Here is a 14,000-nt window from a genome sequence, read left to right as displayed (position 1 = left end):
TATTTTTCGTTAGTTACTGCGAACGGACGCTATTCTTGCTTTGTTCCCGAGACCAATTTAATTAGCCACAATCGGTACGCGTGCGGTCAGCGCGCACAGCAGCTCATAGCTGATAGTACCTGCCACATGAGCTACCTGTTCCACCGGCAACCCCTCTCCCCATAACGTGACGCTACTGCCTACATCTGCAGCCGACAATGCACTTAAATCCACAGTCAGCATATCCATCGAAATGCGTCCCAAGGTGCGAGTACGCTGGCCGTCTATCAGTACTGGAGTACCTGTTGGAGCATGACGCGGGTAACCGTCTGCATAGCCGCAGGCGACCACGCCAACGCGCATGGGAGCCTCGGCGCGGAATAACCCGCCATAACCGATAGTTTCGCCCGCACGCAACTCTTGCACCGCAATGATGCGGCTTTGCAGTGTCATCACTGGCTGCAAGCCGAGTTGTTGCGCGCTGATTTCCACGAACGGCGATGCACCATACAGCATGATACCGGGACGCACCCAATCAGCATGGGTTGCCGGATAACGCAACAGAGCGGCAGAGTTAGCCAGCGAGCGGGGCATTCGGTACGGAGCGGCCAGTTCATTAAACACGTCCAATTGTGCAGCCACCCCTGTCGATTCATCCGCATGGGCAAAATGCGTCATCAACGTGATGTCGCGTACGGCAGGGTGAGCCTTGAGTCTTTCCAGCGCAGCGGAAACCTTGTCTGGAGCAAAGCCTAAGCGGTTCATACCGCTGCCGACCTTGAACCAAACCTCCAAGCTGCCACGACTCGGATAGGCGTCCAGCATATCGATCTGTTGCTGGTTGTGAATCACACAGGCAAGGTCATATTCGGCCACCAGCGGCAAATCGTCCGGAGTAAAAAATCCCTCCAGCAGCAGGATAGTCTGACTGAACCCCGCATCGCGCAGGCATATCGCATCACGGATATCCAGCAGTGCGAAACCTTCCGCCTCATTCAGCGCTTCAGCGGCACGTAATAAACCATGACCATACGCATCGGCCTTGATCACCGCCATAATGCGCGCGCTGCTCGCGCGACGTACGACTTGCAGGTTGCACTCTAACGCGGAAAGATCAATGCGGGCTTGGATCGGACGGGGCATGAATGCAAGATTTGAGGATAAAGTAGGTTGCTGTTAATGATAGCAGGCATCCTATTTTCGTGATATAAAACGCGCTCTTAAAAATTGCGCCTCCCAATGAATCGCGGATTTTATATAATACTTGCGGCGCAGTTCTTTTCCGCACTCGCAGACAACGCTCTACTCTTTGCCGCCATCGCATTACTTCACGAAGTACATGCGCCAGAATGGCATACTCCGATACTGCAAGCAGCATTTGTGGTGTCCTATATCGTGCTGGCGCCTTTTGTAGGCGCCTTCGCTGATTCGCTGCCCAAGGGTCGCGTGATGTTCATCAGTAACAGCATCAAGCTGTTCGGCTGTATTGCGATGCTGGTCGGGGTAAACCCACTCCTCGCCTATGCAGTGGCGGGTTTGGGCGCGGCGGCTTACTCCCCGGCAAAATACGGTATCCTTACCGAATACTTACCGTCCGACAAATTAGTACTGGCAAATAGTTGGATAGAAGGATTGACTGTTGCCGCCATCGTACTTGGCGCAGTAGTGGGTGGGATACTCATCGGCCCAAATATTTCAGGCCAAATGCTGCAATGGTGGGACGTACCAATAATAGAAACCGGCATTGACTCAGCGCCGGAACTGGCTATCTCCATCATCACTGTTATTTATCTCATCGCAGCGTTGTTCAATCTCTACATCCCGCGCGTCCCAATCGAGCACAAGCCATTAAGCCGCAACCCAGGGTTCTTGGTAGGTGAATTCGCGCATTGTTTCAAACTGCTATGGAAAGACCCGCTAGGGCAAGTATCACTGAGTGTCACCACACTTTTCTGGGGAGCAGGCGCCACATTACGTTTAATCGTATTGGCATGGGCTGTCACCGTACTTCACTATGATATGGGCGAAGCCGCCAAGCTCACCGCTTGGGTCGCCATTGGCATCGCTATCGGGTCTGTACTAGCGGCTAAATACGTCAAACTGGAACACTCGGTGAAAGTATTGCCAGTAGGCATCGCCATGGGGCTAATGGTACTGGCCATGATCCCGGTTACCAGCACACCCCTTGCCATTGCACTGCTCATCATTATTGGCGCAATGGGTGGCTATCTCTTGGTACCTATGAATGCCCTCCTACAGCATCGCGGCCACTTGCTTATGGGTGCCGGCAGATCAATCGCTGTACAAAATTTTAATGAGAACATCAGTATTTTCGCCATGCTCGCATTGTTTGCCTTAATGCAAAAATTGGAATTAAGCATTTACACGATTACTTTAGTATTCGGCCTATTGCTCGCAGGCATCATGACGGTACTATATAAAAAGCATAGTCATGATCAAGATAGGGGACAAATGTAGTCTTTAAATTTCAAACCAACCCCTGCATCGTAGCAACTGCCAGGCACAGATCGTCCCATGCTTCGGTTTTTTTCAGCGGGGTGTGCAGCAGATAGGTCGGATGGTATGTGATGATGAGTGGGATACCTTTCACCAAAGAATAAGAGGATGAGCCGCGATAGTCGTGCAGTTTGCCGCGCACACCTGACAGCATGGCACCATGCCCCAATAATAATGCGGCGGTTTCACCCAGAGCCACGATCAGCTTGGGCTGGATGAGTTGAATCTGGCGGTCCAGGTAAGGCACACATTGAGCAATCTCATTGGCTTCTGGCGTGCGATTACCGGGTGGGTAGCATTTAACGATGTTGGTAATATAAACATTGTGACCGCGCTTCAACTTAATTGCGGCCAGCATATTATCTAGCAACTTGCCGGATTGCCCCACAAATGGCTCACCTTGAATGTCTTCGTCCGCGCCCGGCCATTCGCCCACGAACAACCAATCTGCCCGCACATCACCCATACCAAAAACCGTCTGTGTACAACTCGCCCGCAGCGTGCACGCCGTGCAATTTTTTACCAATGCTTGTAACTTGGGCCAGTCGTAACTGTCCAGATTCTGCATGTCTACTTTTTCCACGACAATCTTGCTAGTTATTTGCTCTGTAACCGGTTGAACAACTGCTGTTACTTGCTCTAGTACAGACTGTGCTTGTTCGCGCCGTTGCCACAGCGGATAGAGATTAAGCTCACGTAGTATTGCTTCTTCTCGATTCACAGTAAATATTCCATCACAATTCCGTCTTCACGCTCATTACCTGCTGAATAATAGCCATGACGCAGGCCAATTTGACGAAACCCGACATCACGATACAGCCCCAGCGCAGCCGCGTTGGAATGACGCACCTCCAGCAACATGCGCCGCATGCTACAACCGCGTGCCATTTCTATGGTTGCACCTAACAGCCTACGGCCCAGCCCCTTGCGTTGATATTCGGCAACGATGCTGATATTAAGCAAGTGAACTTCATCTACTGCAAACATAAACACAACATAGCCTAATATCTCACCCTCTGCTTCATACACCTTGCATACATACTTACTTTTAAGCGCATCGGTAAAATTCCCGCTAGACCACGGACAAGCATGCACGCGTTGCTCAATGCACACTATCTCGGCCACGTCTGCTAGATTCATATCACGCAAGACGGTGTGGGTATGCAATGGGGAAAAATTCATCGCTCGCTGGTTTTCAACGCCACCTTGTCGCGTAAATAAAAGGGCATGGCTTGCGCCGCGTCCATGCCTTGACCAGCAGCAAATAATGGCGCGGCAAATTCTGCAATGGCGCTGGCCTGTGGCACGGCCTGAATATCGCTGCCAGAAATTTGCCCGGCATAACGATTACCCAATACAGCACCATACATGGCAAAACCACTGCCTGTGCCAAACCATCCAGAGCCTTGAACCTGTGGAGCCTGTTGCGGCAAACACAAATTCGGCTCGCAAACCGCCACCCATGACCCCGCCCGTTTTTCATATACAGCATGATAAATCTCGCCCATGCGTGCATCCAATGCAGTGATCACTTTATCGTGGCCAGCGGCTTGCGCTAATGCTTGTAGCGTACACACTCCCACCACCGGCAAATCCGCTCCCAGCGCCAATCCTTGCGTCACCCCGCAAGCGATACGCACACCGGTGAATGAACCCGGCCCAGCGCCAAATGCAATGCCATCTAATTCCGAAATTTTAACGCCCGCTTCATGCAATAAACTATCCAGTATCCCTATCAGCAATTCGGAATGGCGCTGCCCAACCAGCTCGCACCGAGTGACGACATTGCCGTCCTGCCATAGCGCAACGGAGCAGTATTCAGTGGACGTTTCCAGCGCTAATATACGCATCATTATTAAAAATTAGTCCATTGGATAATATGTTCTTTCTCATTCAAATTTAATTGGTAAAAATTAAAATGATGAAATGGCATAGTCATAATTTATGTTGATTCAAACTAACAATAGCGCGACGGCCTGCGCCGCGATGCCTTCCCCGCGCCCGCTAAAGCCCAACCTCTCAGTGGTGGTCGCTTTCACATTTACAGCATTTACAGCTACGCCTAAATCAGCGGCAATATTTTCTACCATGCGCGGAATATGCGGTGCCATCTTGGGTGCTTGTGCAATGATAGTGGCATCCAAATTGCCTATGCGGAAGCCCGCATTGGTCACCATACGCGCTACTTCGCGCAATAAAATACGGCTATCCATATTTTTAAACTTTGCATCGGTATCTGAAAAGTGACGTCCGATATCACCCAGGGCTGCCGCCCCCAGCAGGGCATCACAGATAGCGTGCAACAGCACGTCAGCATCGGAATGGCCAAGCAGCCCCTTGTCATAAAATATCTCCACGCCACCAATAATTAACTTGCGCCCCTTAACCAATTGATGAACGTCAAAACCCTGTCCGATTCTCATATTTATTTTCTTTTAGTTAAAAGCAATTCCGCTAACTCAATATCTTGCGGATAAGTTACCTTGAAATTACTGGAACTGCTTGTCACGAGCTTGGGATGAAACCCCAGCGCCTCGACTGCGGAGGCATCATCCGTTACATTCGGGGCAACTCGCAGCGCCTGCAACAACAGCCCAGTGCGAAACATCTGCGGAGTCTGCGCCTGCCATACTCCCTCACGACTCTCGGTATGCACAATTCGGCATTCAGCATCGGCTCTCTTCAAAGTATCCGCCACCGGCACCGCAAGAATGCCGCCAACCTCATCGTCGCGCAATACTTCAATCAAGCGTGCAAGCTGCTTATGGCTCAAACAAGGCCGTGCAGCATCATGTACCAGCAACCAGTCGTCGAGTTCAAGTTCCGCGGCCATTAGTCCATTCAGCACGCTTTCCGCGCGCGTTGCGCCACCACAAAATAGCGGCTGCAACTTATCTCCGAATAGCGACCAGTCATAACCATGCCAATACATGTCATCCGGCGCGAGCACTACAAAGATAGTCTTGACGTCCGAGCTGGCACACAACGTTAAAAGTGCGTGATAAATCATCGGCTGCCCGGCCAGCTGTAGATATTGTTTTGGTAACTCACTACCCATGCGAGAACCACAACCAGCGGCGGGGACGAGTGCGAAAATTTCAGACATTGCTTGAAGGGGAAATACGGATCTATTCACTCAGACCGTCGCAAGCCCAATATGAACTGCGGTATAACCTGAATCTGTTTCCACGAGTGTAAGGATTAACATGGCTACCACCATTTAACATTTTATAATATTGATTTATGGATATTTTTTTGACTTATGACTCCACTTTCGCATCACTATGACAGCTATGCAAAAACTTTCTTGATTGTATCAAAACTTTGATCCTTAACGTCCAGAATACACTCCTTGGACATTACACACGAATTGCAACCAGTATTGCTAATCGGCGATGCACAAACTTTAAGTATGAGCGGTATTGTTTGTTCGTTATATTTTAGCAACCGTGTCAACGATAAAAAGCAGGTGTCAACGCTAAATAGAAATGTCCCCTCGCCTGCAAAGTAGAAGTGTCCCTTTCTCCCTTCGTCATCGGTGTTATTGGATAACGGTTTTGCTATCGGGGGCGGACTTGCCGACGTGCATTTTTCTCCAAGGGTGACCCGCTGCTGGTTTTTGCCTCTTGATGTCTGTTGTACAACGCTTTACGATCGCTTCTTCTACCCGCGCATTGATTGTTTTACCATCCGCTTCTGCTGTTTTTCTTTGTGCTTTTGTGAGTGTCGTATAGGTGTATTTTCGATTTCTCCAGCGTAACACCCGTGTTCCGTCAAAGTGATCGTGCAGGGTTACTTTGGCACCTCGCATGACCAATCCGGTTCCGCTGATTTTTGCTTGTATCAGATTGCATTCATGCTGGAACGAGAGGTTCTTTGACAGCGTTTTGGCGATCTGTACGGACAGGATATTCGTGAGTTCATCTGCGCTACCTGGGTAGGCGATGTGTGCATCAACCGCATCTTTCGGTATCACCGCAAAGCGCCGGTTGAAACTGGCAACAAAGCCGGGCAACCAATTGTTCGCACCGGCGATGTCAGATATTCCGGCCAGCCTCATTTCCTTGGGCAACCTGTCTTGCAATGTCTGGTTGGCACGTTCCACGCGCCTCTTCGCTTGCGGGCTGTTGGCATGAATGCACTCAATTCCCAGTTCCCGTGTCGCCCGCCCAAACTGTGTTCCAGACTCCGGGGCAGCCCCTTTGGCATTGATGCGGAAGATGCTGTGTTTGTCGCTGTAGAGCGCCACAGGCAGCCCGTGCGCCACGATATGATCATGCCCCCGCCGATTCGAGACTCGTCCGCGCTTCTTGCTGATGAGCCCCGGCAAGCCTAAGGTACGGTAACGTCGCAAGATACGCTTGATTTGACGCACACTGACAGCCAGCATTTTGCCAGCTTCCTTTTGGTCGACTTTACCTGCCAACAGCAACTCCATTACCTGCCCACGTTTCGCTTCCTTTTGACTCATCATCATGTCCATTCCAAAGTGTCCGCCGCTATGGTTTTAATCGGGCACTGAGCTTACTCAACGCAAACTCAAGGGGACATTTCTATTTGGGAGAAAGGGGACATTACTACTTTGCGCTAACATTGGAAGAGGCTGTAGTTTGACCTTTTGTGTGGGTTAAGGTAATCTACGCGGCCTTTAGGAGAGATGGCCGAGTGGTCGAAGGTACTCCCCTGCTAAGGGAGCGTAGGGTTTATAGCCTTACCGAGGGTTCGAATCCCTCTCTCTCCGCCACAGCAACAGTTTTAAAAAAACAGTTTTGCGCCCGTAGCTCAGATGGATAGAGTACTTGGCTACGAACCAAGGGGTCGGGCGTTCGAATCGCTCCGGGCGCACCAGTAAATCAAAGGGTTAGGCAGAAATGCTTAGCCCTTTGTTATTTTCCTGTAGTAAAAAACGTACCACTTCCGGTGAGTTTTCAGCCAAAACCACTGACCTACGATCCACCCACTGCGCCAAATGCTCACTAGAGAGGTGCGCATACTTCTGAACCATCTCCGGTGTTGACCATCCGCCCAACTCTTGCAGTACGTGCAACGGGGTGCCTTCTTGAATGTGCCAGCTTGCCCATGTGTGCCTGAGATCATGCCAGCGGAAATTCTCGATGCCAACCCGCTCTAACGCTTTGTGCCACGCTTTTGTGTTCACTTGATGCACAGGCTTGCCATTGAAGGTAAACACGTTCTCTGAATGCCTTCCGATCTGTTTGCGCAGCACTTCAACCGCTACGTTCGACAATGGGACGGGAATCGCTTTTCTGGCCTTGGCCTGATCTGGATGAATCCATGCCGTTCTGCGCACTAAATCCACCTGTGACCATTGCAGGCCAGTAACATTAGAACGCCGCAAGCCTGTTTCCAAACTGAAGCGCACCATATCAGCCAGGTGCGGAGGTAATTCGGCAATCAGCGTATCAGCCTCATCCCTTGTTATCCACCGCACTCGCTTGGTCGGTTCCGACAGCATACGCACCACCGGAACACGATCCAGCCATTCCCATTCATTGCAGGCTTTTCGAAGAATTGCCCGAACAACTTCCTGCATACGATTGACCGTCGAGTTTGCAACACCCTCAGCCTGTTTCGCGGCAGAAATTTTATCCAGCAATTCCCGCTTGATTGCATGCAACGCGATGCCGTTGAGATGTTGACCCAGCCAGCGCAAATGAAAAATGTCGCTGATTTGCGAAGCCTTGTGTTTCGTCTCGCTCAGATACTTCACAACTGCATCGTTCCACTTATAGATCGGCTTGGCTCCCAGCCTTTCCTGCTCCCACAGCGACGATCTCAGCTTGGCTTCGTACTCTTCCGCTTTTTCTCGCACGGGAGTGCCAGAGCTTTGTTGTATTCGGTTACCCTTGTGGGTGAAACGAACCCACCAGATTGATGAGTCCTCACGCTTGTAGAGTGACATGGTAAATTCTCCTTTGTGTCACCTTCCAGCGTTCGCCACTTGGAAGAATAGAGTGAACGCAGATAGGACACAAGATCATCTTGCAGGAATGCCCAGCACTTGCCCGGTTTGGCGGCTGGAATCTCACCGGATCGCGCCTTGGATTGCACCGAGTTGGGATGCATTTTTAGGAACGCGGCAGCTTGTTCAAGATTAAGCGTCTCCATCATCTCCATCCTTTGCGCGCTGGTAGGCTGCTGCACTTTTCTTGGCGTGTTGCGCATCCAACTCGATGCGGTTGTTGATGGTGTTGAACTTACGCCCTTTGAGCCTAGCTTTCCCCTCCACCTGAGCTGCAAGTGAAATGCCTTGCTGGTCAAAGAAAGTTGATGCGAAGTGTAGGAAAGTTCCTAACCCCTCACCCCAATCCGTGATGCCCTCTCGTGCCATGAAAGAAGAGATGTAGCCCAATCCGCCCGGAATAACCCTTTCGTCTTGTGGCAGGTTGGTAGAGCGCACACGTTCAAGCGCAAGTTGTGGAGTGGGAGTCCAAATTGCAGATTGAATATCAGACCATAGCGGATGCGTTTTCCATCTGGATTTGTTGCTATCGTTCCCCATTTCGGTCAATCGCAGCCAGTCTGAGGTAAGGTAATTCCACAAGCCGCCGAGATTGTCGAGAAGTTGAGGAACAGTTGCTATTCCTAACTCTCGCAGGGCAGTGTTGGCTGCTTGGAATTCATGCCTCCACAATGGATCGCCGGGCTGCCAGCCGAATGCTTCCCAAACCTTGAACAAATAGACCTTGTTGCTTTCTTCGATAATCTCTAGAAATTTGTCATAGGTTCTTGATTGAATCGCCCCACCTGAACCGATTGCCCAACCCGTGAAGCGATCTCCACTTGTCCAGTAAGCGGCTTTCTTTCTAGCGCGTGTCACCCATTGCCGAACGTTGAAATCATCCATCGGAATGCCGGGAATAAAATCGACGCACACATCCGCCCGACTGACTTTAGGTTCGTCGTGAACGATGCCTAGACTATTAACGATAATGCGCAATTCTGATTCGATTTGAGGAATCGGAACAAACGTTAAATATTCGCTACTGATCTTGGCATAGGCGAGAGGGAGTCTTGTGCCACGGCTGATTTGAATGCGAAAACGATCATCGGAGATGACATAGCGGAAGCGACCCGCACCGTGTGCAGCTACATTGAACAGACGATCCGCAATCACGATTTGAGCAATGGACTGTTCTTCGTCTTCGTTTGACTGTGCAGACTTCTCTCTGTCCTCTAGGCGGTCATCTACCTCATTTGATAACTCGCCCTGATAGGAGAGGTAAAGAGAATCCACGGCACATCGAAGAATCCGATTTTGTGGTTTTTCTTCTGGAATGTATTTAGAGGGTACTGTGATACTAGGCGGCGTACCCTGTGAGTCCTCGCCGAGAGTCCGTCCGTCCGTCTCGCGCGGTGCGCGAGTACGGTCGGGCAGCCTCTCGGCTGCGGCTACTTCATTTGATGCAAGTGAATTTGTTTCCATGATCTGTAATCTCCATTGTTAAGTGCGGGACTACAGCTTGAGGAATCGGGGAAAGGCGGGGATGTAGCTAAAAATAATCGTGCTATATCGATTTTTTCAGCAACTATGGCTGTTTCTTGCAACCTGTTGATTTATTGTTTGCTACCGCCTTGTTTAGCATATTCGGAAGCATAGGGGCGAGCCCATTTTTTGAATGTATCAAATGTAAAACTCTTACCGTAGCCATAGCGAGTCATAGCAGGATGTGAGTGAACTTCCTTGTAAGTCAGCTCTGGATTTTCTTTCCATAGTTGCTTGGCTATCTCCAAACAAGCAATGCGCTGTTTACGACGGGAAGATAAATTGTCGTACCAGTTGTCTTTGTCATCATCCAAGTCTTCGATTTGTTCTTCAAGTTTAGGAGAGTCTAAATTGGTAATTTGCCAAATCGGAGGGGGTAATAAAAATTCGCTCTGACACCAGCGCAATACATCACTACGCTTTAAATAAATTGAGTTTAGATAGGACTTGTCGAATTCATCATTTCGGAGACACTTATTAAATTTCATGAAATGGCGAAAATCGGACACCACCGTGAAAAAAGAATCATCCATGAAAAGTTTAAACCTTCTCGTTCGGCTTGATTGATCGCAGCAGACATGAGGCGATGAATTGAATGTTTCAACTCATCCGAAAACAGATCCGGATCACTTATTTCAGGATTAGCGCCCACCCAATTGTGAGCTAATTGCCAAACGGTCTGGTAGTCTTCGCTGTCGAGATACATATGGGTTAAAAAGATATTATTGAAATAATCCGGCCATTATATGGTTAAGATATCCGCAATGTGCCATAAGCTGCTACGGGATGGGCATTGACTAAGCAATTAGGGAATTTATAGATATGGCAAAACTGACCGAACAAGAACAACAAGAAATCATCCGCTTCATGGAGGCGGGCAAGCCGCTACCTGACAAGTTTCGCTTTCTGTTGTTCGAGGACAAGCGCGAGGTCGAGCTGGTATGGAACGGCAAGACCGGCGATGTGTGCAACGTGGTGCTGCCATTTCAGGTGATCGAGCAAGTAGACGAGCCGCGCGCGGAGAAACCGGCCTCACTACAATTCGGCCTGTTTGACACCGACGCCCGTGGCCGTCAGCTCAAGGGTTGGACGAATAAACTCATCTGGGGCGACAACAAGCTGATTCTCTCGTCCCTGAAAAACGGCCCGTTGCGGGAAGAGATCGAAAAACAGGGGGGCCTCAAGTTGATCTACATCGACCCGCCTTTCGACGTGGGCGCTGATTTTTCGATGGATATCGAAATCGGCAACGACACCTTCACAAAAAGACCGAATGTGCTGGAAGAGCTCGCCTACCGCGACACCTGGGGCAAGGGCGCGGATTCATTCATTGCGATGATTTACGAACGCCTGGCGCTAATGCGAGATTTGTTGGCGAAGGATGGGAGTATTTATGTGCATTGCGATTGGCGAGTGAATACATATATTAGGCTCGCAATCGAAGAAGTTTTTGGCAGGGAGCGATTTCAAAATGAAATAGTATGGATCAGGACTAACGCCCATAACATGCAAACACAGGGCTACGCACGTTCTCAAGAAACAATCTTCTTCGCATCAAAATCAAAGAAGTTCATTTTTAATGAGCAGCGAACGGACTATGGTGATGCGCAGCTTAGCCGATATAAAAAAGATGAAACGGGAAGGTTGTATACCGGGCGAGACATGACATTCTCATCAGCTAATCCCGGTCGTCAGTTTGAATGGCGTGGGGCAAAGCCTCCATCAAATCGTTCTTGGGGCTATCCCTTGGAGAAGCTTGAAGAGCTTTGGGAACAAGGTCTTATCTTGACGAAACAGGATGGAACCCCTCGGCTCGATGGATTGAAAGTTTATTTGGATGAAACCAAGGGAAAGTCTCTGACCACACTTTGGGATGATGTTGGTCGTATTGGAAACACCTCCTCTGAACGTCTCGGCTACCCGACCCAAAAACCCGAAGCACTACTCGAACGCATCATCAAAGCCTCATCCAACCAAGGTGACCTGATCGCCGATTTCTTCTGTGGTTCTGGCACAACCGCCGCCGTGGCGGAAAAGCTGGGGCGCAAGTGGATCACCAGTGACTTGGGCAAGTTCGCTATCCACACCACTCGCAAACGTCTGATCGGAGTGCAGCGGCAACTCAAGGCCGAGGATAAACCTTATCGTGCCTTTGAAATCCTCAACCTCGGCAGGTACGAGCGCCAGCATTACATCGGCGTGAATCCCAACCTGCGCGATGCAGAAAAGCAGAAACAACTGGAAGAGAAGGAAGCGGCCTTCCTCGACCTGATCCTGCGCGCCTACCGCGCCGAGCCGACTACTGGCTTTGCCACTTTCCACGGTAAGAAGGCTGGGCGGCTGGTGGCGGTGGGGCCGGTGAATATGCCTATCACGCGGCTATTTGTGGAAGAAGTAATTCTGGAATGCCGCAAGAAGCACATCACCAAGGTGGACATGCTCGGTTTCGAGTTCGAAATGGGCTTGTTTCCTAACGTGTTGGACGAGGCGAAAACCAAAGGCATCGACATCGCGCCTAAGTACATCCCCGCTGACGTGTTCGACAAACGCGCGGTGGAAAAGAATCAGGTGGTGTTCCATGATGTGTCGTTCATCGAGGTGAAGCCTCACGTTAAAGGCAATAGCGTGGCACTGGAGTTAACGGATTTCTCGGTGTTCTATTCGCAGGATTCCATCGCCGCCGCCGGGGCTTCCATCAAGGACAAACAAAGCAAGATTGTGGTGGAAAAAGGCCAGATTGTGAAAGTGAGCAAGGACAAGGACGGCATCGTCACCCGCGAACAACTTACCAAGCATTGGACAGATTGGATTGATTACTGGTCGGTTGATTTTGATTTCGAGAGCAAGCGCGAGATTATTCGCATCAAAAAAATGCCAGCCGGTCAGGGGGCGATTGCCGGACTTGAACCGCCACAAATGCAGATCGACGAGTACGAAGAGGTTTGGACTGGCGATTACGTTTTCGAGAATGAATGGCAATCGTTCCGCACCAAGAAAGACCGTTCGCTGGAACTGGTTAGCGTGGCGCAGGAAGTCATGCCGGGACGGCGCAAAGTTGCGGTGAAGGTGGTGGATATTTTTGGCAATGACACGATGACGATTGTGGAGGTAAGAGTGTGAGAATTCCTCTGCCCGAAATTCGTCATGACCAAACGGGGTTTGAAGCGCTGGTGTGTTTGTACACGCAAACGAAGGACTGCCTGTTCGATGACATTGACCTCGACATGAGCGAAACGACTTGGTTCGATGCCGATATGTGCGCGGCATTTGGCGCGATTCTTTACCGCTTGGGTGAGGAGCTGAATACAGTCAGGCTAATGAATCTCCGGCCAGGCGTTGAAAAAATTCTGTCAAAAAATGCTTTCCTCAGCCATTATGGGCGCGAAAAGATTCCCGACCTGTGGGGGACAACCATTCCTTACCAGCGTTTCGATGTCAAAGATGATCGTTATTTTGCCGACTACATCGAGACCGAATTGATGCATCGCTCGGAGATGCCAGCCATGTCGCCGGGGCTGCTGAAGAAATTTCGAGAAAGCATTTTTGAGATTTTTAGCAATGCCGTGTTGCACTCGCGGACTGAGCAGGGGATTTTTAGTTGCGGGCAGTTTTTCCCGGCCAGGCACCAACTGGATTTTTCCGTGGCCGACTTGGGGATTGGCATTCGCCGGAATGTACGGGAAAATACCGGCCTTGACTTAGCCCCAGAGGCGGCTATTACGTGGGCTACCGAAGGACGCAACACGACCAAGCGCGGCCAGATTCCGGGAGGGCTGGGCTTGAAGCTGCTGGGCGAGTTTATTGATTTGAATGGGGGGCGCATTCAAATTGTTTCGGAAGCCGGGTATTGGCTGCGGGAGAACCGTCAAACTGTTACAGCACGGTTAAGCCAGCCTTTCCCGGGTACTGTGGTAAGCGTGGAAATTAATACTGCGGATACGCAATCCTATGCACTATCCTCCGAGTTATCGGAAACCGACATTTTTTAAGGTAATCA

13 protein-coding genes, 2 tRNA genes and 2 pseudogenes are annotated in these 14,000 nt (G+C 50.3%); 5 read left to right on the top strand and 12 right to left on the bottom strand.

The window, feature by feature from the left end:
* Positions 1-57 precede the first annotated feature (57 nt).
* On the bottom strand, positions 58-1,122 hold the full coding sequence (alr, locus tag W01_RS13025; RefSeq protein WP_173055358.1) for an alanine racemase: 1,065 nt from the start codon (positions 1,120-1,122) through the stop codon (positions 58-60).
* 96 nt (positions 1,123-1,218) lie between these two features.
* On the opposite strand from alr, the gene lplT reads away from it, so the two are divergent.
* Positions 1,219-2,457, top strand: coding sequence for a lysophospholipid transporter LplT (lplT, locus tag W01_RS13020; protein ID WP_173055356.1), 1,239 nt, complete (start codon positions 1,219-1,221; stop codon positions 2,455-2,457).
* 10 nt (positions 2,458-2,467) lie between these two features.
* Here lplT and W01_RS13015 read toward each other — a convergent pair whose 3' ends face one another.
* The 7 genes and pseudogenes from W01_RS13015 to W01_RS14440 form a co-directional block, all read right to left on the bottom strand.
* Complete coding sequence (locus W01_RS13015; RefSeq protein ID WP_242006970.1) at positions 2,468-3,217, bottom strand: uracil-DNA glycosylase; 750 nt, start codon at positions 3,215-3,217, stop codon at positions 2,468-2,470.
* The gene (gene rimI / locus W01_RS13010) at positions 3,214-3,678 is read right to left on the bottom strand and encodes a ribosomal protein S18-alanine N-acetyltransferase (protein WP_173055354.1); all 465 of its coding nucleotides are present in this window, start codon (positions 3,676-3,678) and stop codon (positions 3,214-3,216) included. Before rimI ends, W01_RS13015 begins: the two co-directional genes overlap by 4 nt.
* Positions 3,675-4,346 carry a tRNA (adenosine(37)-N6)-threonylcarbamoyltransferase complex dimerization subunit type 1 TsaB gene (gene tsaB, locus W01_RS13005; RefSeq protein WP_173055997.1) on the bottom strand — a complete coding sequence of 224 codons (672 nt, stop codon included), beginning with the start codon at positions 4,344-4,346 and terminating at the stop codon, positions 3,675-3,677. The genes rimI and tsaB overlap by 4 nt, the downstream gene beginning before the upstream one ends.
* A 102-nt stretch (positions 4,347-4,448) precedes the next feature.
* A complete protein-coding gene (ispF, locus tag W01_RS13000; protein ID WP_173055352.1) occupies positions 4,449-4,919 on the bottom strand; it encodes a 2-C-methyl-D-erythritol 2,4-cyclodiphosphate synthase in 471 nt (156 codons plus the stop codon).
* A 2-nt stretch (positions 4,920-4,921) separates the two neighbouring features.
* Positions 4,922-5,602 (bottom strand): 2-C-methyl-D-erythritol 4-phosphate cytidylyltransferase, encoded by a 681-nt coding sequence (gene ispD / locus W01_RS12995; protein WP_173055350.1) that lies wholly within the window; start codon positions 5,600-5,602, stop codon positions 4,922-4,924.
* Between the two features lie 435 nt (positions 5,603-6,037).
* A pseudogene (locus W01_RS14770) lies at positions 6,038-6,775 on the bottom strand (ISNCY-like element ISCARN112 family transposase); the annotation flags it as partial.
* Between the two features lie 30 nt (positions 6,776-6,805).
* Positions 6,806-6,967 (bottom strand): annotated as a pseudogene (locus tag W01_RS14440) (helix-turn-helix domain-containing protein); the annotation flags it as partial.
* 180 nt (positions 6,968-7,147) lie between these two features.
* On the opposite strand from W01_RS14440, the gene W01_RS12985 reads away from it, so the two are divergent.
* Positions 7,148-7,240 (top strand) — tRNA-Ser (locus W01_RS12985).
* Between the two features lie 27 nt (positions 7,241-7,267).
* Positions 7,268-7,344, top strand: a tRNA-Arg gene (locus W01_RS12980).
* Between the two features lie 13 nt (positions 7,345-7,357).
* Here W01_RS12980 and W01_RS12975 read toward each other — a convergent pair.
* From W01_RS12975 to W01_RS12965, 4 genes are all read right to left on the bottom strand, one after another.
* Positions 7,358-8,389, bottom strand: a complete 1,032-nt coding sequence (locus W01_RS12975; RefSeq protein WP_445082550.1) for a tyrosine-type recombinase/integrase — start codon at positions 8,387-8,389, stop codon at positions 7,358-7,360.
* Positions 8,293-8,583, bottom strand: coding sequence for a helix-turn-helix domain-containing protein (locus W01_RS14765; protein ID WP_445082549.1), 291 nt, complete (start codon positions 8,581-8,583; stop codon positions 8,293-8,295). Before W01_RS14765 ends, W01_RS12975 begins: the two co-directional genes overlap by 97 nt.
* 28 nt (positions 8,584-8,611) lie before the next feature.
* The gene (locus tag W01_RS12970; RefSeq protein ID WP_173055346.1) at positions 8,612-9,943 is read right to left on the bottom strand and encodes a hypothetical protein; all 1,332 of its coding nucleotides are present in this window, start codon (positions 9,941-9,943) and stop codon (positions 8,612-8,614) included.
* 131 nt (positions 9,944-10,074) lie between these two features.
* A complete protein-coding gene (locus W01_RS12965; RefSeq protein ID WP_173055345.1) occupies positions 10,075-10,536 on the bottom strand; it encodes a hypothetical protein in 462 nt (153 codons plus the stop codon).
* A 289-nt stretch (positions 10,537-10,825) separates the two neighbouring features.
* On the opposite strand from W01_RS12965, the gene W01_RS12960 reads away from it, so the two are divergent.
* Entirely contained in the window at positions 10,826-13,123 is a 2,298-nt protein-coding gene (locus tag W01_RS12960; protein ID WP_173055343.1) for a site-specific DNA-methyltransferase, read from the top strand.
* Positions 13,120-13,992, top strand: a complete 873-nt coding sequence (locus W01_RS12955) for an ATP-binding protein (RefSeq protein ID WP_173055341.1) — start codon at positions 13,120-13,122, stop codon at positions 13,990-13,992. The genes W01_RS12960 and W01_RS12955 overlap by 4 nt, the downstream gene beginning before the upstream one ends.
* Positions 13,993-14,000: the final 8 nt, after the last annotated feature.

This window comes from Candidatus Nitrotoga sp. AM1P (assembly GCF_013168275.1).
Taxonomy (GTDB): domain Bacteria; phylum Pseudomonadota; class Gammaproteobacteria; order Burkholderiales; family Gallionellaceae; genus Nitrotoga.
This window is presented reverse-complemented; position numbering and strand designations above follow the sequence as displayed.

Excerpts from the sequence above, each read along its gene's own strand:
- lplT (WP_173055356.1), top strand. The coding sequence starts at position 1,219 with ATGAATCGCGGATTTTATATAATACTTGCGGCGCAGTTCTTTTCCGCA.
- W01_RS14765 (WP_445082549.1), bottom strand. The coding sequence starts at position 8,583 with ATGCATCCCAACTCGGTGCAATCCAAGGCGCGATCCGGTGAGATTCCA.
- ispF (WP_173055352.1), bottom strand. The coding sequence starts at position 4,919 with ATGAGAATCGGACAGGGTTTTGACGTTCATCAATTGGTTAAGGGGCGC.
- W01_RS12965 (WP_173055345.1), bottom strand. The coding sequence starts at position 10,536 with ATGGATGATTCTTTTTTCACGGTGGTGTCCGATTTTCGCCATTTCATG.
- alr (WP_173055358.1), bottom strand. The coding sequence starts at position 1,122 with ATGCCCCGTCCGATCCAAGCCCGCATTGATCTTTCCGCGTTAGAGTGC.
- rimI (WP_173055354.1), bottom strand. The coding sequence starts at position 3,678 with ATGAATTTTTCCCCATTGCATACCCACACCGTCTTGCGTGATATGAAT.
- tsaB (WP_173055997.1), bottom strand. The coding sequence starts at position 4,346 with ATGCGTATATTAGCGCTGGAAACGTCCACTGAATACTGCTCCGTTGCG.
- W01_RS12970 (WP_173055346.1), bottom strand. The coding sequence starts at position 9,943 with ATGGAAACAAATTCACTTGCATCAAATGAAGTAGCCGCAGCCGAGAGG.
- ispD (WP_173055350.1), bottom strand. The coding sequence starts at position 5,602 with ATGTCTGAAATTTTCGCACTCGTCCCCGCCGCTGGTTGTGGTTCTCGC.
- W01_RS12960 (WP_173055343.1), top strand. The coding sequence starts at position 10,826 with ATGGCAAAACTGACCGAACAAGAACAACAAGAAATCATCCGCTTCATG.